At 57.6% G+C, this 23,255-nt stretch carries 19 protein-coding genes; 8 read left to right on the top strand and 11 right to left on the bottom strand.

Going from position 1 to position 23,255, the window contains the following annotated elements:
- The first annotated feature begins 222 nt into the window (after positions 1 to 222).
- The 6 genes from AC07W5_RS12760 to AC07W5_RS12735 all read left to right on the top strand — a co-directional run bounded on the left by AC07W5_RS12760 (position 223) and on the right by AC07W5_RS12735 (position 5,937).
- Positions 223 to 1,278: an ABC transporter substrate-binding protein gene (locus AC07W5_RS12760; RefSeq protein WP_495012159.1), complete on the top strand. Its 1,056-nt coding sequence runs from the start codon at positions 223 to 225 to the stop codon at positions 1,276 to 1,278.
- Positions 1,279 to 1,453: 175 nt separating this feature from the next.
- Positions 1,454 to 2,341 (top strand): ABC transporter permease, encoded by an 888-nt coding sequence (locus tag AC07W5_RS12755; RefSeq protein ID WP_495023515.1) that lies wholly within the window; start codon positions 1,454 to 1,456, stop codon positions 2,339 to 2,341.
- A complete protein-coding gene (locus AC07W5_RS12750) occupies positions 2,331 to 3,101 on the top strand; it encodes an ABC transporter permease (RefSeq protein ID WP_495023514.1) in 771 nt (256 codons plus the stop codon). Before AC07W5_RS12755 ends, AC07W5_RS12750 begins: the two co-directional genes overlap by 11 nt.
- 9 nt (positions 3,102 to 3,110) lie before the next feature.
- Complete coding sequence (locus tag AC07W5_RS12745; RefSeq protein ID WP_494993181.1) at positions 3,111 to 4,139, top strand: ABC transporter ATP-binding protein; 1,029 nt, start codon at positions 3,111 to 3,113, stop codon at positions 4,137 to 4,139.
- Positions 4,136 to 4,843 carry an HAD family hydrolase gene (locus AC07W5_RS12740; protein ID WP_495012160.1) on the top strand — a complete coding sequence of 236 codons (708 nt, stop codon included), beginning with the start codon at positions 4,136 to 4,138 and terminating at the stop codon, positions 4,841 to 4,843. The genes AC07W5_RS12745 and AC07W5_RS12740 overlap by 4 nt, the downstream gene beginning before the upstream one ends.
- Positions 4,834 to 5,937, top strand: a complete 1,104-nt coding sequence (locus tag AC07W5_RS12735) for a sugar phosphate isomerase/epimerase family protein (RefSeq protein ID WP_495023513.1) — start codon at positions 4,834 to 4,836, stop codon at positions 5,935 to 5,937. The genes AC07W5_RS12740 and AC07W5_RS12735 overlap by 10 nt, the downstream gene beginning before the upstream one ends.
- A 110-nt stretch (positions 5,938 to 6,047) precedes the next feature.
- Here the strand turns inward: AC07W5_RS12735 and AC07W5_RS12730 are convergent, their stop codons facing one another.
- The 11 genes from AC07W5_RS12730 to AC07W5_RS12680 all read right to left on the bottom strand — a co-directional run bounded on the left by AC07W5_RS12730 (position 6,048) and on the right by AC07W5_RS12680 (position 20,473).
- Positions 6,048 to 6,941, bottom strand: a complete 894-nt coding sequence (locus AC07W5_RS12730) for a polysaccharide deacetylase family protein (protein WP_494993178.1) — start codon at positions 6,939 to 6,941, stop codon at positions 6,048 to 6,050.
- Positions 6,942 to 7,002: 61 nt separating this feature from the next.
- The gene (locus AC07W5_RS12725; RefSeq protein ID WP_495012162.1) at positions 7,003 to 7,911 is read right to left on the bottom strand and encodes an NAD-dependent epimerase/dehydratase family protein; all 909 of its coding nucleotides are present in this window, start codon (positions 7,909 to 7,911) and stop codon (positions 7,003 to 7,005) included.
- 89 nt (positions 7,912 to 8,000) lie between these two features.
- Positions 8,001 to 8,735 (bottom strand): SDR family NAD(P)-dependent oxidoreductase, encoded by a 735-nt coding sequence (locus AC07W5_RS12720; RefSeq protein WP_495012163.1) that lies wholly within the window; start codon positions 8,733 to 8,735, stop codon positions 8,001 to 8,003.
- A gap of 97 nt (positions 8,736 to 8,832) precedes the next feature.
- Positions 8,833 to 10,263 (bottom strand): APC family permease, encoded by a 1,431-nt coding sequence (locus AC07W5_RS12715; RefSeq protein ID WP_494993175.1) that lies wholly within the window; start codon positions 10,261 to 10,263, stop codon positions 8,833 to 8,835.
- A 623-nt stretch (positions 10,264 to 10,886) separates the two neighbouring features.
- Positions 10,887 to 11,864 (bottom strand): lipoyl synthase, encoded by a 978-nt coding sequence (lipA, locus tag AC07W5_RS12710; RefSeq protein ID WP_495023512.1) that lies wholly within the window; start codon positions 11,862 to 11,864, stop codon positions 10,887 to 10,889.
- Between the two features lie 46 nt (positions 11,865 to 11,910).
- The gene (gene gcvT, locus AC07W5_RS12705; RefSeq protein WP_495012165.1) at positions 11,911 to 13,032 is read right to left on the bottom strand and encodes a glycine cleavage system aminomethyltransferase GcvT; all 1,122 of its coding nucleotides are present in this window, start codon (positions 13,030 to 13,032) and stop codon (positions 11,911 to 11,913) included.
- A 79-nt stretch (positions 13,033 to 13,111) separates the two neighbouring features.
- Positions 13,112 to 14,368: a serine hydroxymethyltransferase gene (gene glyA / locus AC07W5_RS12700; RefSeq protein WP_495023511.1), complete on the bottom strand. Its 1,257-nt coding sequence runs from the start codon at positions 14,366 to 14,368 to the stop codon at positions 13,112 to 13,114.
- A 44-nt stretch (positions 14,369 to 14,412) separates the two neighbouring features.
- On the bottom strand, positions 14,413 to 17,268 hold the full coding sequence (gene gcvP, locus AC07W5_RS12695) for an aminomethyl-transferring glycine dehydrogenase (RefSeq protein ID WP_495023510.1): 2,856 nt from the start codon (positions 17,266 to 17,268) through the stop codon (positions 14,413 to 14,415).
- 9 nt (positions 17,269 to 17,277) lie between these two features.
- The gene (gcvH, locus tag AC07W5_RS12690; RefSeq protein ID WP_495013296.1) at positions 17,278 to 17,661 is read right to left on the bottom strand and encodes a glycine cleavage system protein GcvH; all 384 of its coding nucleotides are present in this window, start codon (positions 17,659 to 17,661) and stop codon (positions 17,278 to 17,280) included.
- A gap of 302 nt (positions 17,662 to 17,963) precedes the next feature.
- Positions 17,964 to 19,472 carry a transcriptional regulator GcsR gene (gene gcsR, locus AC07W5_RS12685; protein WP_495023509.1) on the bottom strand — a complete coding sequence of 503 codons (1,509 nt, stop codon included), beginning with the start codon at positions 19,470 to 19,472 and terminating at the stop codon, positions 17,964 to 17,966.
- Positions 19,473 to 19,558: 86 nt separating this feature from the next.
- Positions 19,559 to 20,473, bottom strand: coding sequence for a LysR family transcriptional regulator (locus AC07W5_RS12680; protein WP_495013294.1), 915 nt, complete (start codon positions 20,471 to 20,473; stop codon positions 19,559 to 19,561).
- Between the two features lie 152 nt (positions 20,474 to 20,625).
- On the opposite strand from AC07W5_RS12680, the gene speB reads away from it, so the two are divergent.
- Both speB and AC07W5_RS12670 read left to right on the top strand, forming a co-directional pair.
- The gene (gene speB / locus AC07W5_RS12675) at positions 20,626 to 21,624 is read left to right on the top strand and encodes an agmatinase (RefSeq protein ID WP_495023508.1); all 999 of its coding nucleotides are present in this window, start codon (positions 20,626 to 20,628) and stop codon (positions 21,622 to 21,624) included.
- Between the two features lie 67 nt (positions 21,625 to 21,691).
- Positions 21,692 to 23,200 (top strand): aldehyde dehydrogenase family protein, encoded by a 1,509-nt coding sequence (locus tag AC07W5_RS12670; RefSeq protein WP_495023507.1) that lies wholly within the window; start codon positions 21,692 to 21,694, stop codon positions 23,198 to 23,200.
- Positions 23,201 to 23,255: the final 55 nt, after the last annotated feature.

Raw genomic sequence — 23,255 nt, 5'->3', positions numbered from 1 at the left:
GGATCGCGTTTACCTTCCTTGTTCCTGGTCGAGCCCGACACGTGAATGTGCTGCAACGACTGCCCTCAGTGCGCCTCGATCAACGCCAGCAGGTTGTTCCAGGGCAGCACCTGTTCCATCTCGATCAGGTGCTTAACGCGTCCCAACTGTCACATTTCGGTCATTTTTTATGGGTAGCATCCAGTTTCCGCCTCAATCTGGTCTATACCACACGGCTACCCCATGAAAAAAATGCTGATTACGAGTTTGCTTGCAAGTGCCTTGTCGATTGCAGTTTCTAGTGCGTACGCGCAGCCGGACCTGGATGTTTTAGTCGCCGCCGCCAAAAAAGAAGGCGCGGTCAATAGCTTGGGCATGCCGGATAACTGGGCGAACTGGAAAGATACGTGGGCCCAGATCACGCAAAAATACGGCCTGGTACATCAGGACACCGACATGAGTTCGGGACAGGAAGTCGCAAAATTCGAAGCTGAAAAATCAAACGCGTCAGGCGATATCGGCGACGTTGGCCAATCTTTCGGCCCGATTGCAGTCAGAAAGGGCGTTACCCAGGCCTACAAGCCGACCACCTGGGACGATATTCCGGCTTGGGCCAAGGACGCAGACGGTCATTGGATGGTGGCCTACAGCGGGACCATTTCCTTCATCAGCAACAACAAGCTGGTCAAGGATCCGCCCAAGACCTGGGGCGATTTGCTCAAAGGCAACTATAAGGTCACCGTAGGCGAAGTGGGCGTCTCGGCGCAAGCCAATAGCGCTCTGCTGGCAGCGGCGATTGCCAATGGCGGCAACGAAAAGAATCTGCAACCTGCGTATAAGTTATTTGCCGAGCTGGCTAAACAAGGGCGGCTTTCCATGACCGATGCGAATATCGCCAACATGGAAAAAGGTGAGGTGGAAGTTGCGCTGTTATGGGACTTCACATCATTAAGCTACCGCGACAAGATCGATCCATCGCAGTTCACGGTATCCATTCCCGTGGACGGTAGCGTGAGTGCCGGCTATTCAACCCTCATCAACAAATACGCACAGCATCCGAACGCCGCCAAACTGGCGCGTGAATACATCTTCAGCGATGCCGGCCAGATTAACCTGGCGCGTGGTTATGCGCGCCCGATTCGCAGCAACGTCGTCCTGCCACAGGACGTAACAGACAAGATGCTGTCGGCTGAGCAATATCGTAACGCCAAACCGATCCAGGATTTTGCAGCTTGGGAGACGACCACCAAGGCCATACCACGACAGTGGCAAGAACAAGTCATGATTTATAACAAGTAATTCCACCCGCGTTAGTTCGCTTCTAAAAACCTGCTGCGCGACTTGGGTCGTTCGCTATGGTTTTTAGAGGCGAGCATTAGAACAGAGAGCAGGGCAATGGTCGCACTAAGGTTTTGCTGCGGCCGTATCTCGCGCTCACTTATCAAAAACCATGTAATACGGAATTGCTAGCTGTATGACATCTGCATCGAATCCGCTGGCAATCCCAGCGACTATCGACACCCCGCATTACCCGCGCTTTCGCCACTGGCGGGCGGCGTTGGTTCTGCTGCCCTTGTTATGTGTATTGGTGCTGTTTTCACTGGCACCGACAGCATGGCTGCTGATCAACAGCGTGCAGGTTGATGGCGCATGGTCGCTGGCCAACTTCAGCGAGATCCTGCATTCGCCGTTTTACCGGCAGGCCTTTGGCAACAGCCTTTGGGTTTGCGTCTGCTCCAGCCTGATTGGATTAGCCATCGCGCTGGTGGCCGCCGCTTCGTTGAAACGGGTGGATTGCGTTGTCCGCGACATGACGGTGGCATTCACCAATATGGCCAGCAATCTGAGTGGCGTGTCATTGGCATTCGCCTTCATTATCGTGATGGGAACCAATGGCGCCGTGACATTGCTCTTGCGGCGATGGGGTTGGCTGGCTGACTTTAATCTATACACGCAGACTGGGCTGACGCTGATTTACAGCTATTTCCAGATACCACTAGCGGTACTGTTGCTCTACCCAGCCTTTGATGCGCTGCAAGACGATTGGCAAGAGGCCGCCTCCTTGCTGGGTGCCAGCCGTGCCAGTTACTGGCGCCTGGTTGCGTTACCGGTGCTGCTGCCAGCGATATTCGGCACTTTCATATTGTTGTTGGCTAATGCCATGGGGGCGTATGCCAGTGCATACGCACTGATGACCTCTAACTACAACCTGGTCACCATCCGCATTTCCAGCCTGGTAGCTGGGGACATTTCTCTGGAACCGAATCTGGCGGCAGCACTGTCCGTGCTTCTGGTGGCGATGCTGGTGTTCGTGGCGATGGTCAACCAGTTCTTAATGAAGAGAAGCTACCATGCACACTAACCGTTATCACCAGTTGGTGCTGTTTGGCTTGATGGCTCTACTCAGTATCCCTGTTCTGGCGACCCTGGTTTATTCATTTTCCCAGCACTGGAGTGCAACGATATTACCCGAGGGGCTGACGTTCGACTGGTATCTAAAGTTGTGGCAAGAGCCGCGCTTCTTGACCGCATTTAGCCACTCCCTGTTGATTGCACTGGGCACATTGGTTTTCAGCACAGTGGTCATCGTGCCTGCCGCATTTGTTGTGTTCTATTATTTTCCGCACTTGGATCGTTGGATGAACATCCTGATTTTGATCCAGTTCGCGGTGCCGCCTGTGGTCTCGTCAGTGGGCTTGTTGCAGATTTATGCCGACGGCCCGTTACCGCTGATCGGTACGCCGTGGGTACTGATAGGGTGCTATTTCACGATTGTCCTGCCGTTCATGTACCGGGCACTCGCCAACGGTCTGCAAGGGCTGAACGTGCGTGACCTGATGGATGCGGCGCATCTGCTAGGGGCAAGCACTTCCGCGGCTTTTTTGCGGGTGATCTTGCCCAATATCCGCAAGGGCCTGATGGCATCGTTGTTTCTCTCGTTCTCCTTCCTGCTGGGCGAGTTTGTATTTGCCAACATACTGGTTGGCAGCCGTTACGAAACCTTGAACGTCTATCTCTATTCCGTGCGCTCCACCAGCGGCCATTTTATGAGTGCCGTGGTGATGAGCTATTTCATATTTACGCTGGGCGTGACCTGGATTGCCACCCGCTTGAGTCGATAGGACTGTGCGATGAATTATCTTGAAGTATCCAACTTGTCGAAATACTTCGGCAAAGGCTCGGGCAAGACCCGCGTGTTTGACGACATCAATTTCAATATCAAGGAAGGCGAACTGGTGACCCTGCTCGGCCCCAGTGGCTGCGGCAAGTCGACCTTATTGCGCTGCGTCGCCGGTTTAACTGAAGTCGATAGCGGCCAGATTCATGTGGCGGGAAATAACATTACCCATGTTGCTCCGCAAAAACGCGGCATAGGCATGGTATTCCAGAGTTATGCGTTGTTTCCGAATCTGACGGTGATGGGCAATATTGCCTTCGGCCTGAAAATGCAGGGCGTCTGTGTCGATGAAACCTTCCAACGAGTGACCGACGCGGTACGTCTGGTTGAATTGCAGGGGCACGAGAATAAATTCGTGAGTCAGCTCTCCGGCGGCCAGCGTCAGCGTGTCGCCCTGGCGCGGGCATTGGTGGTGCGGCCGCGCATCCTGTTGCTGGATGAACCACTGTCGGCACTGGATGCGCGCATCCGCAAGAACTTGCAGGAAGAGATCAGACGGATCCAGTCGCAGCTGAAACTGACGACCATTTTCGTGACCCACGATCAGGAAGAAGCGCTGATGCTGTCCGACCGCATCATTGTCATGGATGGCGGTCGCATCGTGCAGGAAGGGAGCGCGGAGACCATCTACACCCGTCCAGCCAATGGTTTTGTAGCGCGCTTCATGGGCAGCTACAACCTGCTGGATGCCAGCCAGGCGGAACAACTGCTTGGCCTGCACATACAAGGGCAACTGGCAATCCGGCCGGAAGCGATCCATGTGGCGCAAGCCGGCCGCAGCTATGGCCCACATCTGGGCGCGCCGTGCCGCGCCACGGTACGTCACCATCAACTGCTTGGTAATGTCATTCGTTACCACGTCGATGCGCAAGGCTGCTCGTTGATGGTCGATATGCTCAATCGCAGTTCGCAATCCTTGCTGCCGGCAGGCGCGCGGCTCGACCTGCTGTTCAATCGTGAAGAACTGCAGGAGGTCGCATGACGATTTTGGCTATTTTTGACATGGACGACACCATTATCGATTGCGATAGTTCCAGTCTCTGGCTGCGCTATCTGGTGCAGCGCGGTGTGGCAGCAGCCGACATGCTGGTCACCGAGCAGGCGATGATGCAAGCCTATCATCTGGGCGAACTATCCATGGCTCAGTACATGGACTTTACGCTCCAACCGTTGTCCGGAGTGGCCGTCAGCGAAGTGGAACGATGGGCTGATGACTTTGTCTCCAGCATGATTTCCACGCGCATATTTCCAGCCGCGCGTCGGCAAATTGAGTGGCATCGCCAACAGGGAAACACGCTATTAATCATCTCGGCTACGGCTGACTTTATCGTCCGCCGTATCGCGGCCATGCTGGACGTGAGCGAGGTGATCGCCATCGAGCTTGAACAGGTAGCTGGCAACTTTACCGGTGCGACTAAAGGGGTGCTCAGTTTTCGGGAAGGCAAGGTAGAGCGCTTGCAGGCGTGGCTGCAGAACCATGGCAACAGTTTGCAGGGCAGCTATGGCTACAGTGACTCGGTGAATGATTTGCCGCTATTGCACGCGGTCCAGCACGCGTGCGTCGTCAACCCCGCGCCAGCGCTCAAACAGGTATCCGACCAGCATCAATGGCGACAGTATGACTGGCAGTTGGCGCCACATGAGCCCAGCGTTACGGGTCAGACCCAAGGGGTAGCATGCCGTTGATCCAGTTGCGTTTCGATGCATTATTGCGCCACAAAGCAGCGGGCCTGCCGGTACCTCAGCTAACCCCGGCGCTGGCGACCAAGCTGCTTGAACGACTCGATGGCATGCGCTTGTTCGCCCATGCTTACCCCCAGCTGATGAAGCTGACCTATGGAACATACCGGCCGATTGACCTGCTGGATTTCGCCTATCGTCATGCACTCGACGGCATCAGCATTCATCTGCTGGATGGCGAAGAGCGCAGTCTTCAGCAGATGAGCGACGATCAACTGCGCATTGTCAGCCAAAGGGCCGAGGCGCTGGGGTTGGACATCCACCTGGAAATCAGTAGTACCCAAAAGGCGGACGTGGATCGGGTGGTTGAGGTGGCGCGTGTTATGGGGGTGCAGAACATCCGCGTCTATTCGCGCTATGGAGGACGGCTTTCCGAGGTTTTAAACACCATCGAATCGGACTTGCACTACCTCGCCAGACAAGCCGAACGGTATGACCTCTACATTGACTTTGAACAGCATGAAGAGCTGAAAAGTAGCGAGATTGTCACACTGCTTGAGCGCATCAATCATCCACGGCTGCACGCGCTGTTCGATTTCGGCAATATGATCAATGCCGCCGAACAACCGTTAGCGGCGCTGAAACCCCTGGCTTCGCATATCCGGCAAGTGCACATGAAAGGTGTGCGTGTCGTTCCCGAGGAAAATGGAGTCGGTCACTATGGCGTACTACAGGGCAGTGCCGAGGATGACCTGCCCAATGCCCGTATGTTGTTCGAGCTGTTGATGCTCGGAGAGAATGGATCCCAGGTCATCGCTTTTATCCTGGAGCAGGAAAACCACTATATCGCCCCCGCATACCGTCAAGTGGACGAGGGCGAAGACCCCATTATTCCTTACCGAGAGATGAGTCAAACCTCATTGCCCGAAGGTTTTACGCTGGAGCAGATGATGGCCGAGGAGGAGCGTTGGGCAATCAACCAGATTGCTTATGTCCGCGGTCTGCTGCAAGAGTTCAGATTGCTGGCAGAACTTGCGCTTCAGCGGGAGGGGTCCCTGCCAGGAGGAAAGAGTTCATCCATCATTCCTTCAAAATCGTAAAACTCATACTTGGGTCGCGGTCCATACTCAATACCGTTTGATGACTACAAGCAGTAAAAAAGCGGCCATCCACAGATGGCCGCTCTCAATCAGCCTTCCACCAGAGCAGACTATTTATTGGCTTTCACTGGCCCTTGATAGTAAGGCAGGTTATCAATCCGTGGCGTGTAGGCGCCACTCGCCACGCTGTTCTGAACATGCGCCGCGATCTCGTCCATACGAGCGAACCAGACATCGCCTTTAGACATCATATAGTCGATCAGTTTGGTGACCTCATGCCACCGCGCCAGACGACCAGAAAGGAACGGGTGCCAAACCGGTATGAACAGACCTCCGTATTCCCACGCGGCATCAAACTCGGCCTTGAACACCTCAACTGCTCTTTGAGGCGATTGAATCGGCATCTGAAAATCAAGGTCGATACTGTGCATATACTGAGGCCAGTCATCCAGGGCCCAGCTTGAAGGCAGCTCCACCAGTTCGCCAGCAGAGGTCCGTAATAAATAAGGAATATCATCTCCCATCAATGATGCGTCATAACTGAAGCCGCGCTCGATCAACAAGTCAGCAGAGTGCTCTGACATGTTGTAGAGCGGTGCCCGCCATCCGCGCGGTGCCTGGCCGGTAAAGCGCTTGATAGTGTCGCAGCCGCGATCGAGCCAGTAAGCTTCCTCGTCTCGACTCAGCTCGTTTGGATGCTCATGTATGTAGCCATGATGGGCAATCTCGTGACCACCTTCGACAATCGCCTCAATGGCTTTGGGATAGTGCTCGATGCACCAGGCCGGGATAAAAAATGTCTGTTTGATCTGGAAACGTCGATACGTCTCCAGAATCCTTGGCACCGCCACATCAGGACCGTATTGCAGCATTGAAATACTGGCAACCCGTGTCGCTGAGTCTTTGGGGTGTGCCACATGCAGAATGCTGTCTGCATCCATATCAAAGGTAAAGGCTACGGCACAGCGTGCGCCATTTGGCCAAATAATAGGGTTGTTAATCATGCTTGCTCCTGACTGCAATAATTACCAAAAATACGTCTGTAACAGCTGCCGAGAACTGATATCAATATTCGTGATCAATTAGCCAGTCAGAATAATGTGCTATGCCTTGTTCAAGGCTCCACTGCGCTCGATACCCCAATTCCCGCTCCGCAGCACTAAGATCCCACTCTCCCTGTCGATCCAGATGCCAGTAACCACCACCGATTTCGATCTGGGCAGCAGGCATCAGCTTCCTGATGATATCGACGGCCTCATGCAGCCTCCAGGGACGATCGCCCGCAATATTAAACACACTGCCTTTGATGTCTTTAGCTTCCGTCGCTATCAGCACCGCACGGACAACGTCTTGCACATGAATATAATGGAATCGATGGTCGCCACCGGAAGGCAGTGTGAACTTTTCACCACGATGAACGGCTTTAAGTATATCCCTGAGAATTTGTGGCATTTTATTTTCAGGGCCATAGACTTCCGCAATTCTCAGCGAGATGACTTCCATGCCATAGAGTTCGTTATAGACCCGACCAAAGTGTTCAGTGGCCAGCTTGGTTACACCGTAAGGCGTGGTTGGGTTGACCGGCGCTTGTTCATTAACCACGCCCTCGACATGCCCATAGACCGCCTCGGAAGAGAAATTGACGAGCTTTTTAACGCCTGCCATGCGCATGGCTTCAAGTAAATGAATGGTGCCATCGATATTGGCCGCCACCGTGGTAATCGGGAGCTCTATGGACAAGTCAGGGTGCGACATGGCCGCTGTATGAATGACGCGATCAACCCCAAACTCCTGGAGGGTCCTGACAATTTTCGGAATATCGAACAACTCACCCTGTACGGCAGTCATGAATTCGGACTTGGCCTCTGAGTAGTCACGATTGTAACTCACCACGTGAACACCTTGCTCACTGAGCTTCTTGGTTAGGTATCGACCCACATAACCCAGACCACCGGTAATCATTACAGCGCTCATTTTGTATTCCTCTTATTATAATTACGCTCGAGCCACTTATTTAATATGGAGAAATCCGGGCTCACTGAAATTCAAGTTCAACCAGCCAATCAGATTGCGGTTCCGCCATTAGGGCTGATTACCTGGCCAACCATGTAATCTCCCGCGGGGCCGGCCAGGGCTTCGACCATGGACGCAATCTCATCCGGCTTGCCGAAGCGCTTCAATGGAATCGTCTCGCGCGTCTCATCGTTGTATTCGATGGTGTCCTTGATCAGCATGTCCGTCTCGATCGGGCCCGGTGCCACCGTGTTCACCAGGACACCTGACGAGGCAACCTCCTTTGCAACCGCTTTTGTCAGCGCGATCACCCCACCCTTGGAGGCGCAGTACGCCGCGTAGGTCGCAAATCCAATCAGCCCCAACTCGGAGCTGATATTGATGATCCTCCCTTGACCGCGAGCCAGCATGCCCGGCAATACGGCCTGCATACAGGCCCACGTCCCCCCGAGATTGGTGCTGATCATCTGCTCCCACTGAGCCCAGGTCGTCTGTGCAACGGTGGCAGAAACCAGCCGTCCGGCATTATTGACAAGGATGTCGACCCGCCCATAGCGACGCTCTGCCTCCCGGATGATTCCGGCTGCCGCTTCAGGATCACTGACATCCGCTTGAACTGTGATGCCATCGCCACCGTTTTCTTCGGCGAGACCTATCACCGCTTCCAGTTCATCGCTGCAGTCGAAGTAGTTCAGTACCAAATGATCGCCATTGGCAGCAAAGCGCTTGGCGGTCGCCAGCCCAATACCCTTTCCAGCCCCAGTGATAACGACAACGCGCTTCATACGTTCACCTATAGTTTTAATTAGAGTGATATTCAGGCTCGGCAATAGATTCGGCTAAAGCAGGCCTTCATCGTGAAGTTCTGCCTTACCCTCGGCATCATGATTGAACGGATACTTTAGAAAGCACAGTTCGCTTGGAGGTATACGAGCGCCATACCAAGATCATTACCCCGGACACTATTGTCAGCACTCCCAAGTACCAGGCGGTGTACATGTCTTCCGGAGAAACCGGATTTGCCCCAGCGGTATAGCCGATGTATCCCAGCACAAGGATTGCCAGAGACGCCGGGATCGACAGTGCCGACCACATCCAGAAACTGTGACGGCGCCAGCTCATCGCAATGAACGCTGCGATAGCGGCCATGTAAGACATGACCAGCGTGATGGTCACTACGTCGTAGTACCACGAGATCTTATCCAGCGGTTTCCACCAGAGCAGCGCGATGGCGACGGCCGAAACGAGGACGCTGGCCAGCCAGGGGGACTTCGTTTTGTTGACTGAGCGCAACGCTACTGGCAGATGCCCTTCTTCACTCATCCGGTAGAGCGTACGAGCCGCCGCGCTAGAGGAAATTTGCAGTCCGGCGCAGGCTGATGTGATCACCACGAACAATGCGATCCAGGCCATGGCGGGTGGCAAGTAGACGTTAGCGACAGCAGCGATAGGTCCACCATTACCGTCTTCAATGATTGCCGCCAATTTCTCTACCGGCACCGCGAACTGCCAGCCGATAGCCGCGAGGCTGTAAATGAGAAAGGCTGAAGTCAGCACGAGCAGCATTGAGCGTTGAACCGTCCGAACCGGAATTCGCGACTCTTCTATATAGTTGATCGCTGAGTCGAAGTTGGCGAGCATCCAGACGCCGAACAGCACACCCGGTCCAATCGCGGACCAACCACCAGCGCCCTGCAATGAATACATGGAGGTGATCGACAAGTCTTTGACCTGAGGATTGATCAGCCCCAGCAACCCGAGTCCAGCGACAACGCTGATTTCGAAAATCAGAAAGACGCTGGCGACTTTGGCTGTGGCATTGACTCCATTGCAGGAAATGACCAGGAAGATCAGGATCAGGCTCGTCCCGATCACTTTAGCGCTCAGCAGTCCAGCCACTGCCGGGATCAGCGCCTGTATGTATTCAGTACCGATGATTGCGCACATGGCCATCACCGCAGTGCATGCAACCGCATACGCCCAGCCGAGCACCGTCCCTATACTGGGATGCAGAAATCGCGTAGTGAATGTGAAAATTCCACCTGCTGACGGCGCCTGTCGAGTGAGCGAGATCATGCAGAACGCCATCACCAACATCGGAAAGAAGTACGCAATCAAAATGGCCAGCGGCGCATGGTGGCCTGATATTGAGTAAAGTATCGACATCGAAGAGGCAGCGATCCAGCCTGGCGCATTGAAGCCAAGCGCCGAAAAAGTGACATCCCTGGTATTGAGCGTTGCTTTGTTAAGCGCCGTATCCAGCTCACGGACAGTGCCGTTACGGTCATACCCGATTATTTCATAGAGGTTCATTTTTCAGGCTCTGATTAATAGCTATAGAAGGTGTTATAACGCCAAATAGTGGTTAGTTACTTGGGCGTCGCTTTTATTATCCAGCTAAGCAGAATGCAGATATTGAAAGTCCGAACAGGTCTAATTATGGCGGTTTACCCCGACTTGGTTTGTGTTGTTTTTTGTGTTCGTTTATCTCGTTGTCCCGAAAAAATCTTCGGCCAGGAATAAATTTTATTCAGGTTTACTTTCAGTTGCCCACATCAATGCGCGCAACGTGCGCCATGTCTGCAAACAGTTGAATTTTGGACTGAGCAAGTAAAATGACAATCGTTCATTCTGGATCGGGGGAGCTGGACACCTGGGACAGCCGGGGTCGCGTTCACAGAGTTATTCATGGTCTACCTATCGATACTGGCTACATTATTCTTGTTTTTGCCTGCTCCCTGGCAACCACCCGAATGTGCTGGCATCGTCTAGACGCTGAGCGGGAGTGGGGCATTATAAGAACGGGCCAAAAATACCTAACATCCACAATCACAGATGCTTGTATCTGAGTTGCCGAAGTAAGCAAATGAGCAAATCGACAACCCAATGACTGGCCAGCGCCCGCTGAAGACATTCAGATTCGAGCCCACTCAAGGTTAGCGACTGCGGCTGTCGTGTACTTGCTGATCGGCATGGTAGGACGATCTCACTAATGGCCCGGAGGCGACATTCCTGAATCCCATTCCCAACCCCATTTCGGCGAACCAGGCGAAGGTGTCCGGATGCACGAAGCGCTGCACCGGCAAGTGGCTGCGAGAGGGTTGCAGGTACTGACCAAGTGTCAGCATGTCGACTTGATGTTCACGCATACGCTGCATCACCTCAATCACCTCGTCGTCCGTTTCGCCCAACCCGAGCATCAGGCCGGACTTGGTCGGCACTTTGGGTACGCGCTCTTTGAAGTTCTGCAGCAACGCCAGCGACCACTGGAAATCCGAGCCCGGGCGCGCAGCCTTGTACAGGCGCGGCACCGTTTCCAGGTTATGGTTGAACACGTCGGGTGGCTCCTGCCCGGTGATCGCCAGAGCCACATCCATGCGCCCGCGATAATCCGGGACCAGCGTTTCCAGCATGACGTCCGGCGACAACTTGCGAATCTCACGTAGACAGTCAGCAAAGTGCTGGGCACCGCCGTCGCGCAGGTCATCGCGGTCTACCGAAGTGATCACCACATAGTTCAGACGCAGATCGGCAATGGCGGTCGCCAGATTGCCGGGCTCCTCTGCGTCCAATGGCTTGGGTCGACCGTGACCGACGTCGCAAAAAGGGCAACGACGGGTGCAGATATCGCCCATGATCATGAAGGTCGCGGTGCCGCCGGAAAAACACTCACCCAGGTTTGGACAGGAAGCTTCCTCGCAGACACTGTGCAGCTTGTGCTTGCGCAGCAACGCCTTGATCCGCGCCACTTCGGGTGACGTCGATAGCGGTACGCGTATCCAATCGGGTTTGCGCGGGACCTCTTCAGTGGGGAGAATTTTTACCGGAATGCGTGCCACTTTATCGGCACCGCGCAGTTTTACGCCGGACTGTAGTGGTTGGGGGCGCCTGTCGCTTATCTGGATTTGTGTCATATCCCTGCTCCAAAAGGTCGCGCTCTGCTATGGAGCGCGCACCTGTTCAACCACGGTAGTAACGCTGCTCAATGAATGGTGTTCTGACCACTTGCATAGGCACGACCTTGCCTCGCACCAGGGCGTACACCTCAGTCTCCTGCTGGCTGTATGCATTCTCCACATACCCCATGGCGAGAGGCCCGCCCAGACTGGGACCGAAGCCGCCGCTGGTGACCCGACCGATCACTTGCTGATTCGCATTGACGATCTGCGTGCCTTCACGCACCGGCGTACGCTCCTTGGGTAGCAGGCCGACGCGCTTGCTGACGACTCCATCACGCTGCTGAGCCAGGATTTGCTCGGCGCCCGGGAAGCCACCGGCACGTACACCGTCTGCCCGGCGAGACTTGGAAATGGCCCAGGCCAGGCTGGCTTCAATCGGCGTAGTACGCTGTTCCATATCGTGCCCGTACAGGCAAAGACCGGCTTCCAGGCGCAACGAGTCGCGGGCTCCCAGGCCGATGGCCTTGACCTCTGGCTCGGCCAACAGCGAGCGGGCCAGGACCATCGCCTGCTCCACAGGAACAGAAATTTCGTAACCATCCTCGCCGGTGTAGCCGGAACGGCTGACATAACAATCGACCCCGAGCAAGCGCACGCGAGCGAACTGCATGAACGTCATGGCCTTCACCTCGGGTGCCAGACGACCCAAGACCTCGGCCGCACGCGGCCCCTGGAGAGCGAGCAAGGCGCGGCTGTCGAATAGCGATTCAACCTCGCAGTGCCCTCCCAGGTGCTGGGTCAAATGAGCCAGATCCTGGTCCTTGCAGGCGGCGTTGACCACCAGAAACAAATGATCCCCGGCATTGGCCACCATCAGGTCATCGAGGATGCCACCATCTTCATTGGTGAACAGCGCATACCGTTGCATGCCTACTGGTAGATCGATGATATCCACTGGCACCAGCGCCTCCAGGGCCTTGGCCGCACCGGCACCGTGAAGTCGGATCTGGCCCATGTGTGAAACATCGAACAGGCCAGCCTGTTCGCGGGTGTGCTGATGTTCTTTCATAACGCCCAAGGGGTACTGCACCGGCATTTGGTAGCCTGCGAACGGCACCATGCGGGCGCCAAGTTCAAGGTGCAGTGCGTGCAAGGATGTTTTCGCGAGGGTTTCGGTGGTCATGCAACAAACTCCAAACTGAAAAGTACGATCCGCAAGAGCGAGCAAGCTCGCTCCTGATCACCTTGTAGCGCGAGGCGAATCAGTCGCGGTAAACAGGGAAATCACTGCACATGGCGGCGGCCTGTCTGGCGATATGGGCCTCGACATCGGCATCGCCGAGATGATCGAGGATGTCGCAAATCCAGCCAGCCAGCTCAATGCTCTGAGCTTCCTTGAAACCACGGCTGGTGATCGCTGGCGTGCCAATGCGCAGGCCTGATGTCACGAACGGCGATTGTGGGTCGTTCGGTACGGCATTCTTGTTGACGGTGATGCCGGCACGACCGAGGGCGGCGTCGGCGTCTTTGCCGGTCAGGCCCTGACGAATCAGGCTGACCAGGAACAAGTGGTTGTCGGTGCCGCCGGACACTACATCGTAGCCACGCTGGATAAAGACTTCAGCCATCGCCTGGGCGTTGCGGATCACTTGTGCCTGATAGGCCTTGAAGCCTGGTTCCAGCGCTTCTTTAAAGCACACGGCCTTGGCGGCGATCACATGCATCAGCGGGCCGCCTTGCCCTCCGGGGAACACCGCGGCGTTGAGCTTTTTCTCCAGTTCCGGATTGGCCTTGGCCAGGATCAGTCCGCCACGTGGACCGCGCAGGGTTTTGTGAGTGGTGGTGGTGACCACGTCAGCGTACGGCAGCGGGTTCGGGTACAGACCGGCAGCGACCAGACCGGCGACGTGAGCCATGTCGACGAACAGATAAGCGCCGACTTTGTCCGCGATCTGACGGAAGCGTGGGAAATCCAGGGTTTTCGAGTAGGCGGAGAAGCCGGCAATGATCATCTTCGGTTTGTGCTCGACGGCCAGGCGTTCGACTTCGTCGTAGTCGATCAGCCCGGTCGTGGTGTCGATGCCGTACTGCACCGCGTTATACAGTTTTCCGGAAAAGCTGACTTTGGCGCCGTGGGTCAGGTGGCCGCCGTGGGCCAGGCTCATGCCCAGCACGGTGTCACCGGCCTGCAGCAGGGCCAGATAGACCGCTGCGTTGGCCTGGCTACCGGAGTGCGGCTGGACGTTGGCGTAATCGGCGCCGAACAACTGTTTGGCTCGATCAATGGCCAGTTGCTCGACCACGTCGACGTGTTCGCAGCCGCCGTAATAGCGCTTGCCTGGATAGCCTTCGGCGTACTTGTTGGTCAGGCCGCTGCCTTGCGCCTCCATCACCCGTTGGCTGGTGTAGTTTTCCGAGGCGATCAACTCGATGTGGTGCTCTTGCCGTGCATCTTCGGCATTCATCGCTGCCAGCAGTTCGTCGTCGTAGCCTTTGATCTGGTCCTGCTTGCTGAACATAGTGAAATCCTCTGTTGTTCTTGATGAGTGTTGGGGGCTGACGGTCAGGCGTCTTGATAATCTGCAATCGACGGGCAAGCGCAGATCAGGTTGCGATCGCCGAACACGTTGTCGACCCGACCGACCGGTGGCCAGTACTTGCCTTCGATCAACGATGCAACCGGGTACACCGCCTGTTCACGGCTGTACGGATGCGTCCACTCACCGACGATTTCCGCCGCGGTGTGCGGGGCGTTTTTCAGCGGGTTGTCGTCCTGGTCCAGGGTGCCGTTTTCCACCGCGCGGATTTCTTCGCGGATGCGGATCATGGCGTCGCAGAAGCGGTCCAGTTCTTCCTTGGATTCGCTTTCGGTCGGCTCGATCATCAGCGTGCCGGCCACCGGGAAGGACATGGTCGGGGCGTGGAAGCCGAAGTCGATCAGGCGTTTGGCGACGTCATCGACGCTGATGCCGCTGCTGTCTTTCAATGGGCGCAGGTCGAGGATGCATTCGTGGGCCACCAGGCCGTTGCTGCCGGTGTACAGCACCGGGTAGTGCTCTTCGAGGCGCCGGGAAATGTAGTTGGCGTTGAGGATCGCCAGCTGCGAGGCACGCTTGAGGCCCGCGCCACCCATCATCCGAATGTACATCCAGGTGATCGGCAGAATACTCGCGCTGCCGAACGGTGCCGCGCAGACCGCGCCTTCCTTGCGCTCCATGGCCGCGTGACCCGGCAGGAACGGCGTCAGGTGGGATTTCACGCCAATCGGGCCGACGCCCGGGCCGCCACCGCCGTGGGGGATGCAGAAAGTCTTGTGCAGGTTCAGGTGGGACACGTCGCCGCCGAACTTGCCCGGTGCGCAGAGGCCAACCATGGCGTTCATGTTGGCGCCGTCGATGTACACCTGGCCGCCGTGGTCATGGATGATCCCGCAGATTTCGCGGATGCCTTCTTCGAACACGCCGTGGGTCGAGGGGTAGGTGATCATCAGCGCGGCGAGGTGTTCGCGGTGCTCGATGGCCTTGGCGCGCAGGTCTTCGATGTCGACGTTGCCGCGGGCGTCGCACGCGGTGACCACCACGCGCATACCGGCCATGTTGGCGGTGGCCGGGTTGGTGCCGTGGGCGGACGAGGGGATCAGGCAGATGTCGCGACGGTCTTCACCACGGCTCTGGTGATAGGCGCGGATCGCCAGCAGACCGGCGTATTCACCCTGGGAACCGGCGTTGGGTTGCAGGGAGATGGCGTCGTAACCGGTGGCGGCGCAGAGCATCGCTTCCAGTTCATCGGTCAGCTGCTGATAGCCGGCGCTTTGCTCGGCCGGGGCGAACGGGTGCAGGGCACCGAATTCGGCCCAGGTCACCGGGATCATTTCGCTGGCGGCGTTGAGTTTCATGGTGCAGGAACCCAGCGGGATCATGGTGCGATCCAGGGCCAGGTCCTTGTCGGCGAGTTTGCGCAGGTAGCGCATCAGCTCGGTTTCCGAGTGATAACGGTTGAACACCGGGTGGCTGAGGATCGGCGATTGGCGCACCAGTGCAGCCGGGATGCGGCTTTCGACCGAGGCGGCGAGGGCGGCGAAGTCCGGCAGGGCCTTGCCGTCGGCCAGCACGCTCCACAGGGTTTCAACGTCAGCCTGGCTGGTGGTTTCGTCCAGCGACAGACCCAGACGCTCGCCATCCACCACCCGCAGGTTGATGCGCTGGGCGCGGGCCTGGTCGTGCAGGGCGGCGGTGTTGGCGCCGGTGGCCAGGGTCAGGGTGTCGAAGAAGTGTTCCTGCTCGACGCTCAGTCCCAGATCGCTCAAGCCTTGGGCAAGGATCGCGGTCAGCTGATGGATGCGCTGGGCGATCTGTGTCAGGCCTTTAGGGCCATGGTACACGGCGTACATGCTGGCGATGTTGGCCAGCAGCACCTGGGCGGTGCAGATGTTGCTGGTGGCTTTCTCGCGGCGGATGTGTTGCTCGCGGGTCTGCATGGCCAGGCGCAGGGCTGGCTTGCCGAAACGGTCTACGGACACGCCGACCAGACGGCCGGGCATGTCGCGTTTGAACGCATCGCGGGTAGAAAAGTACGCCGCGTGCGGGCCGCCGAAGCCCAGCGGCACGCCGAAGCGTTGGGCGCTGCCGATGGCCACGTCGGCGCCGAATTCGCCTGGCGGCGTCAGTACGGTCAGGGCCAGCAGGTCAGCGGCCACCGCGACCAGGGCGTTGGCCGCGTGGAAGCGTTCGGTCAGTTCGCGGTAGTCGAACAGGTCGCCGTTGCTGGCCGGGTATTGCAGCAGGGCGCCAAAGAACGCACTGACGTCGGTCAGCTCGCGTTCGTCGCCGACCACCACCTCGATGCCCAACGGCTCGGCGCGGGTGCGCAAGACGTCGAGGGTCTGCGGGTGGCAGTGGCGGGAGGCGAAGAAGGCGTGGCTGCCTTTGTTCTTGCTCAAGCGTTTGCAGAAGGTCATGGCTTCGGCAGCGGCGGTGGCTTCATCGAGCAGCGAGGCGTTGGCGATCGGCAGGCCGCTGAGGTCGCTGATCAGCGTCTGGAAGTTCAGCAGCGCTTCCAGGCGACCCTGGGAAATCTCTGGTTGATACGGGGTGTAGGCGGTGTACCAGGCCGGGTTTTCCAGCAGGTTGCGCAGGATCGGCGATGGCGTATGGCAGTTGTAGTAGCCCTGGCCGATGTAGGTCTTGAACAGCTGGTTTTTGGCGGCGATGGCCTTGATCGAGGCCAGGGCGTCGGCTTCGCTGAGGCCGGCGCCCAGGTCGAGCACGCTGGTGCCCTTGATGCTGTCGGGGATGACGCTGGCGCTCAGGGCTTCCAGGGAGTCGAAGCCCAGGCTGTTGAGCATGGCTTGCTCATCGCCCGAACGCGGGCCGATGTGGCGCGCGATGAATTCGTTGTGGGTGTCGAGGAGGGTAGTCATACATGTTCCTCAAGCGTCGGCGTGGTCTTTGATCAGCAGGTCGTAAGCGTTCTGGTCGAGCAGGTTGTCCATTGCACCGGTGTCGCTGGGGCGCAAGCGGAAGAACCAACCCGTACCCAGTGGGTCTTCGTTGACCCGCTCAGGGGAGTCTTCCAGCGTCGAATTCACGTCGACTACTTCACCGTCCAGCGGCATGCTGATGTTGCTGGCCGCTTTCACCGATTCCAGAACTGCCACTTCATCGCCGGCGCGGTAGGTACGCAACTCGGGCACCTGAACGAAGACCACGTCACCCAGCGCCGCCTGGGCATAAGGGGTGATGCCAACGGTGACCAGGCCATTACTCTCAAGACGTAGCCATTCGTGATCGACGGTAAAACGCAATTCGCTCATATCAACTCCTCAAAGGTCAGGCGTACCCGCTGCTGTGGCGGATGACGATGTTTGCAGGCTCGTGACGGGCAGCGAGCGTTGCCTGAGGGTTGAGAGCAAGTGTGGTGCCAATATTATTTATTCTTTATAAATCAATTGCTTAATGTGTTTTTGGTGTTCTGCGAAGGGCCCTTTCGTATTGAAATCAATACAGGTGGCGGGGGGTGAGTGGACGAAGGGGAGGCCTGGCGGGGGAAACGCGGGAGTTGCGGCGTTATGTCTTGTATTCGATACGCTGTATCGATTTTCAGACAACGGTGGGTTCAGGCCTTGCCCGCAATACCGTATTTGCGCAGACGGATGGCGATGGCGCTGTGCGAAGATTGCAAGCGTGCGGCCAGTAAACGGCTGGAGGGATAACTGCTGTAGAGCTGTTCCAGCAGGTTCTTTTCAAAACCTTCGACGGCATCCTCCAGACTTCCAACCTCGCCATCGTTCTGCCGCGCCACGGCCGTCCTGGCGATATCCAGGTCTTCGATGTCCACCAACGGGCTCTCGCAAATGGCGGCGGCGCGAAAGATCACGTTCTGCAGTTGCCGCACATTGCCCGGCCAGCGATTGCCGAGCAGCGCCGGATAGGTGCCGGGCGCCAGGCGGCAGACCGGGCGCTGAATCTGTGCGCAGGCTTGTTGCATGAAGTGTTTAGCCATCAACAGGATGTCATGGCCGCGTTCACGCAATGGTGGCACTTGCAGATTGAGCACATTCAGGCGGTAGAACAGGTCTTCGCGAAAACTGCCTTCGCTGACCATCTTTTCCAGATCGCGATGGGTCGCGCTGAGGACCCGTACATTGACCTTGACCTCACGATCGCCACCGACCCGGCGGAAGCAGCCATCGCTTAAAAAACGCAGCAGTTTGGCCTGAAGGTAGGGCGACATTTCACCGACTTCGTCGAGGAACACCGTGCCCTGGTCGGCCAGTTCAAGGAGGCCGAGTTTGCCGCCACGCTGGGCACCGGTGAAGGCACCAGAGGCGTAACCGAACAGCTCGCTTTCGGCGAGGCTCTCGGGCAGCGCTGCGCAGTTCAGGGCCAGAAATGGCGAGTTATGTCTTGCGCTGATCGCGTGGCAGGCGCGGGCCACCAGTTCTTTACCAGTCCCGGTTTCACCCTGAATCAGCAGCGGTGCGTCGAGCGCCGCCACCCGTTGTGCACGGGCCTTGAGGGTGCGAATCGCCGGGGACTCACCGAGCAGTGCATCGAAACCTTCGGCGTGGTCGTGGTGCAAGGCCGACAGTCGTTCGCCGATACGGTTCGGTTGATACAGGGTCAGCAGGGCGCCAGCGTCGGTGATCGGCAGGGCATCGAGCAGCAGGGTATGGCCGCCGAGCGTGACCTCACGCATGGACAGGCGGTAACCGTGCTCGATCAATGTGAGTTGCAAACTAGGGTCATCGAATAGCGCGGTCAGCTGCTCACCCGCCGGTTCACGGCCACACAGTGCGATCAGCGCCGGGTTGGCCAGCAGCACATGGCCGCGACCATCCACCGCCAGGACCGGGTCGGTGCTGGCCGCCAGCAAGGCATCCAGTTGCAGGCGTCGGCGTTGTCCCGGGAGGATGTCGACCATCGTCACCGATTGCACGCCTTGCACACCGAGAAAGGCTTCGCGCAGCTCCTCCAGGACATCGGCTTCAAGGGTCGGGGCATCGATGTAGACGTTTGGGGGCGCCATCTCGACGGCATCCAGATTGAAACTGCGTCGACCCAGCAGCGCGAGCACTTCCTGGGTGATGCCGACGCGGTCGATGAATGTGACGTGGATACGCATAGGTGGCCTGCAAGGGTTGCGAACGGGATCGCTGCGTCAATGAGTATGCCGGGCTCCGTTCGTTTGTGGCGAGCGTGACGCTCGTATCAGGTGCTGCGTGCCTTGCTCGAACAGGCTGCCAGATCCTCGAGGAAGGCCTGAAGTATCGGCGGCGGGGCAATGCCACGCCGGGTGATCACATCGAAGGGTGACATTAGCTGCAAGCTGGTGGGTGCCAGTTGGTGCATTTCGCCGGTCTTGATCCACTGGGCGGCAAAGTGCATGGGCAGAAAGCCCAGGTAGGCTCCTGAGATCAGCAAAATGGCCAGGGCTTCGATGTTATCCACGGTAGCCGCAGCCTTGTTGACGCCCAGATGCTCCAGGTCGTATTGCTGCATGTAGCCCCTGGCGACAATTCGGCTGGCGCCAATTTCTTCGAGCAGTTCGCTACCCTCGGCCTTGCTGCCATAGAGCGGGTGACGCCGCCCGCAATACAGCCCCAATGCTTCCTGATACAGCGGTGAGTGCAGCAGGCCTGGAACGTGGATCGGGAAGTGCCCGATGGCCAGGTGCAGTCGGCCGTCCAGTACGCGTTCCTCCAGTTCTGCGGGGGTGCCCACATACACGTTCAGATGCACATCATGCCCCCTGGACACGAAGCGCTGGGTGGTTCGCGGTATCGGTGAACCGGGGTCGGTAATGGTCGTGTCGATGATCCCCAGGTTGAGCTTGCCACTGATGTGCTGCTTGAGCACGTCGGCGTCCATGCAGAAATTTTCCACCGCCGAGAGCAGGCGCTGAGTGGCCTCATGGATTGCCACGCCTTGCTCGGTCAGGCGAAAGCCGCTGCGACCGCGTTGGCAGAGTTTGACCCCAAGTCGGGTTTCCAGATGGGTCATCTGTTCGCTGATGGTCGACTGGCCGGCGTTCAACGCCGCCTGCGCGGCAGAAAAACCCCCGCACCTGACAATCGCGGCAAACACCCTGAGCAGCTTCAGATCGACATCGTGCAGCTGAATCACCTTGGACCTCCCATCTGTGGATGCATCGGAAATACCGATATGAGTATCTGATGTTTAGCATTTTTACCACGAAAACCTGCGCTCATAGTCATTCCAACGGCGGTCGTCCAGCAAGCCCGCTTAGCCAATAACAAGAATTGGAGATACCTGAAATGTCGAAGAATGGTTATGAATCCGGTCGCCTGAACTTACCGTTCGTGGGGCACTGCACCTTTGCAAAATCCGCGGTGTGCACCGATTGGGATGCGCTCGATGCCGACGTGGCGGTCCTTGGCGTCCCTAACGATATGGGGACTCAGTGGCGTTCCGGCGCACGCTTCGGACCACGCGGGATTCGCGAGGCATCGACGCTGTTCTCCTTCGGCCACGCCGGTGCCTATGACCACGAAGATGACGTCATGTACCTGACCGCATCGGACGTGCGCATGGTGGATGTGGGGGACGCCGATATCGTGCATACCGACATGGTTACGAGCAACGAGAACACCGAGTATGCCGTCCGCAAAATTCTTGATGCCGGTGTCATGCCCGTTGTGCTCGGTGGCGATCATTCAGTTCACGCTCCGGTGATCAAGGCGTTCGAGGGCCGCGGTCCGATCCACATCATCCATTTCGATGCGCACCTGGACTTCGTCGACGAGCGCCATGGCGTGCGCTATGGACATGGCAACCCGCTGCGTCGTGCTTCGGAAATGAACCACATCGTCGGCATGACCCAGATGGGCATCCGTAACGTGTCTTCTTCCAATCGCGATGACTATGAAGCGGCCCATGCCGCCGGCTCGAAGATTCTCTCGGTACGCGATGTCCGCCGCCTTGGCACTGAGGGCGTGCTGGAGTTGATCCCGCAAAACATCAACTACTACATCACCATCGACATCGATGGTTTCGACCCGTCCATCGCCCCCGGTACAGGCACGCCCAGCCATGGCGGCTTCCTGTATTACGAAGTGCTGGAAATCATCCAGGCCTTGGCCAAGCGCAGTAAAGGCAACATCGTTGGTATGGATCTGGTCGAGGTGGCACCGGTCTATGACCCTTCCGGCATTACCTCGATTCTGGCTGCGCAACTGTTGCTCAACAGCATCGGCTTCATCTTCCACGAGCGGGCTCAAGCGCGGCACTTAATGAGCGAAACCACCCCGGCCTGATTGTCCGGATCGATCATCGAACCACAGTGACCCGGCGTGACCTGGCCGCCGGGCAGAGAGAATAAAAATGGACACGATCGTCAAGCACTACCTGCAAAAATTCGGAGTATCCGAAGCCACCCAAACCTTCCTCGGCAAGGCTCAGAAGATGTTCATCGGTGGCGCCTGGGTCGAGGCCAGCGACGGGCAGACTAGCGATGTCATCGAGCCGTCGACCGAGGGGCTGATCACCCGTATTCCGATGGGTACCACGCAGGATCTGGATCGCGCCGTGCAAGCCGCCCGTGCACAGTTTGATGGTGGCGCCTGGCGTCAGGCCAAGCCGGCGGAACGCGAGCGGATGATGCACCGCTTGGCTGACCTGATTGAAAACAACGCCGCTGAACTGGCCGAAATCGAATCGATCGACATGGGTAAGTCCGCTGTCCAGGCACGGGATGTCGATATTCAGGGTACGGTCGATACCCTGCGTTATTTCGCCGGCTGGGCGACGAAGCTCCATGGGCGTACCGTCGAGCCGTCGTTACCCGGCAACTATCTGGCTTATACGCGTAAGGAACCAGTGGGTGTCGTCGGTGCCATCGTGCCCTGGAACTTCCCGCTGCAAACCATGGCCTGGAAGCTCGGTGCCGCCCTGGCAACCGGTTGCACCGTGGTGGTCAAACCCGCCGAGCTGACCTCGCTGTCGGCCTTGCGTTTCGCCGAACTGGTTCAGGAAGCCGGGATACCAGATGGGGTGATCAACATCGTGACCGGACGCGGTAGCGTGGTCGGTGCGGCCATGGCCACGCACCCAGGCATCGACAAGCTCACCTTTACCGGCTCGACGCCAGTAGGCCGCACCGTCGGACGCGCTGCGCTGGACGAAATGAAGCGACTCACCCTCGAACTCGGAGGAAAATCACCGGTAATCGTGCTGGCCGATGCGGACCTTAAGGCCACCGCCCAAGCCATCGCCAACGGGGTGTTCTTCAACTCGGGGCAGGTATGCGATGCCGGCACACGCGCTTATATTCATCGCAGCATCTACGACGAATTCCTGCGCGAGCTGATCGCCTACACACGGACGTTGAAGACTGCACCGGGTCTGGATCCAGACTGCTTCATCAGCCCGTTGGTATCAGCGTTGCAGAAGGAGCGAGTGACCGATTACATCGAAACCGGCAAGCGCGAGGGCGCCGAACTGGTCTACGGCGGTCAGCCTGTCGACGGCCCGGGGTTTTTCGTCGAGCCGACGATTTTTGCCCATTGCCGCAATGATATGCGCATCGTCCAGGAGGAGATTTTTGGTCCGGTTCTGGTGACCGCGCCTTTCGACGATGAAGAGGAGGCGTTGGCGCTGGCCAATGACTCACCTTACGGGTTGGCGGCCGCACTCTATTCCAATGACCTTGGACGTGTGCACAGTCTGATTCCACGGTTGCGGGCGGGTTCGGTCTACGTCAATGCCCACAGCACCATCGACCCGTCTATGCCGTTCGGTGGTTACAAGCAATCTGGATTCGGCAAGGATCTGGGGCCGGAACAGCTCGATTACTTGCTGGAGACCAAGGCGGTCTGGATCACGCTGCCCTGAGTCTCGGCTGACGCTCATCTTTACCCGGCGCCAGTGGCGCCTTCAGAAATCGGGA

This window comes from Pseudomonas sp. GW821-FHT01E05, from assembly GCF_059422425.1.
Note: the sequence above shows the minus strand (reverse complement) of the source record. Positions and strands in the feature narration are given on the sequence as shown.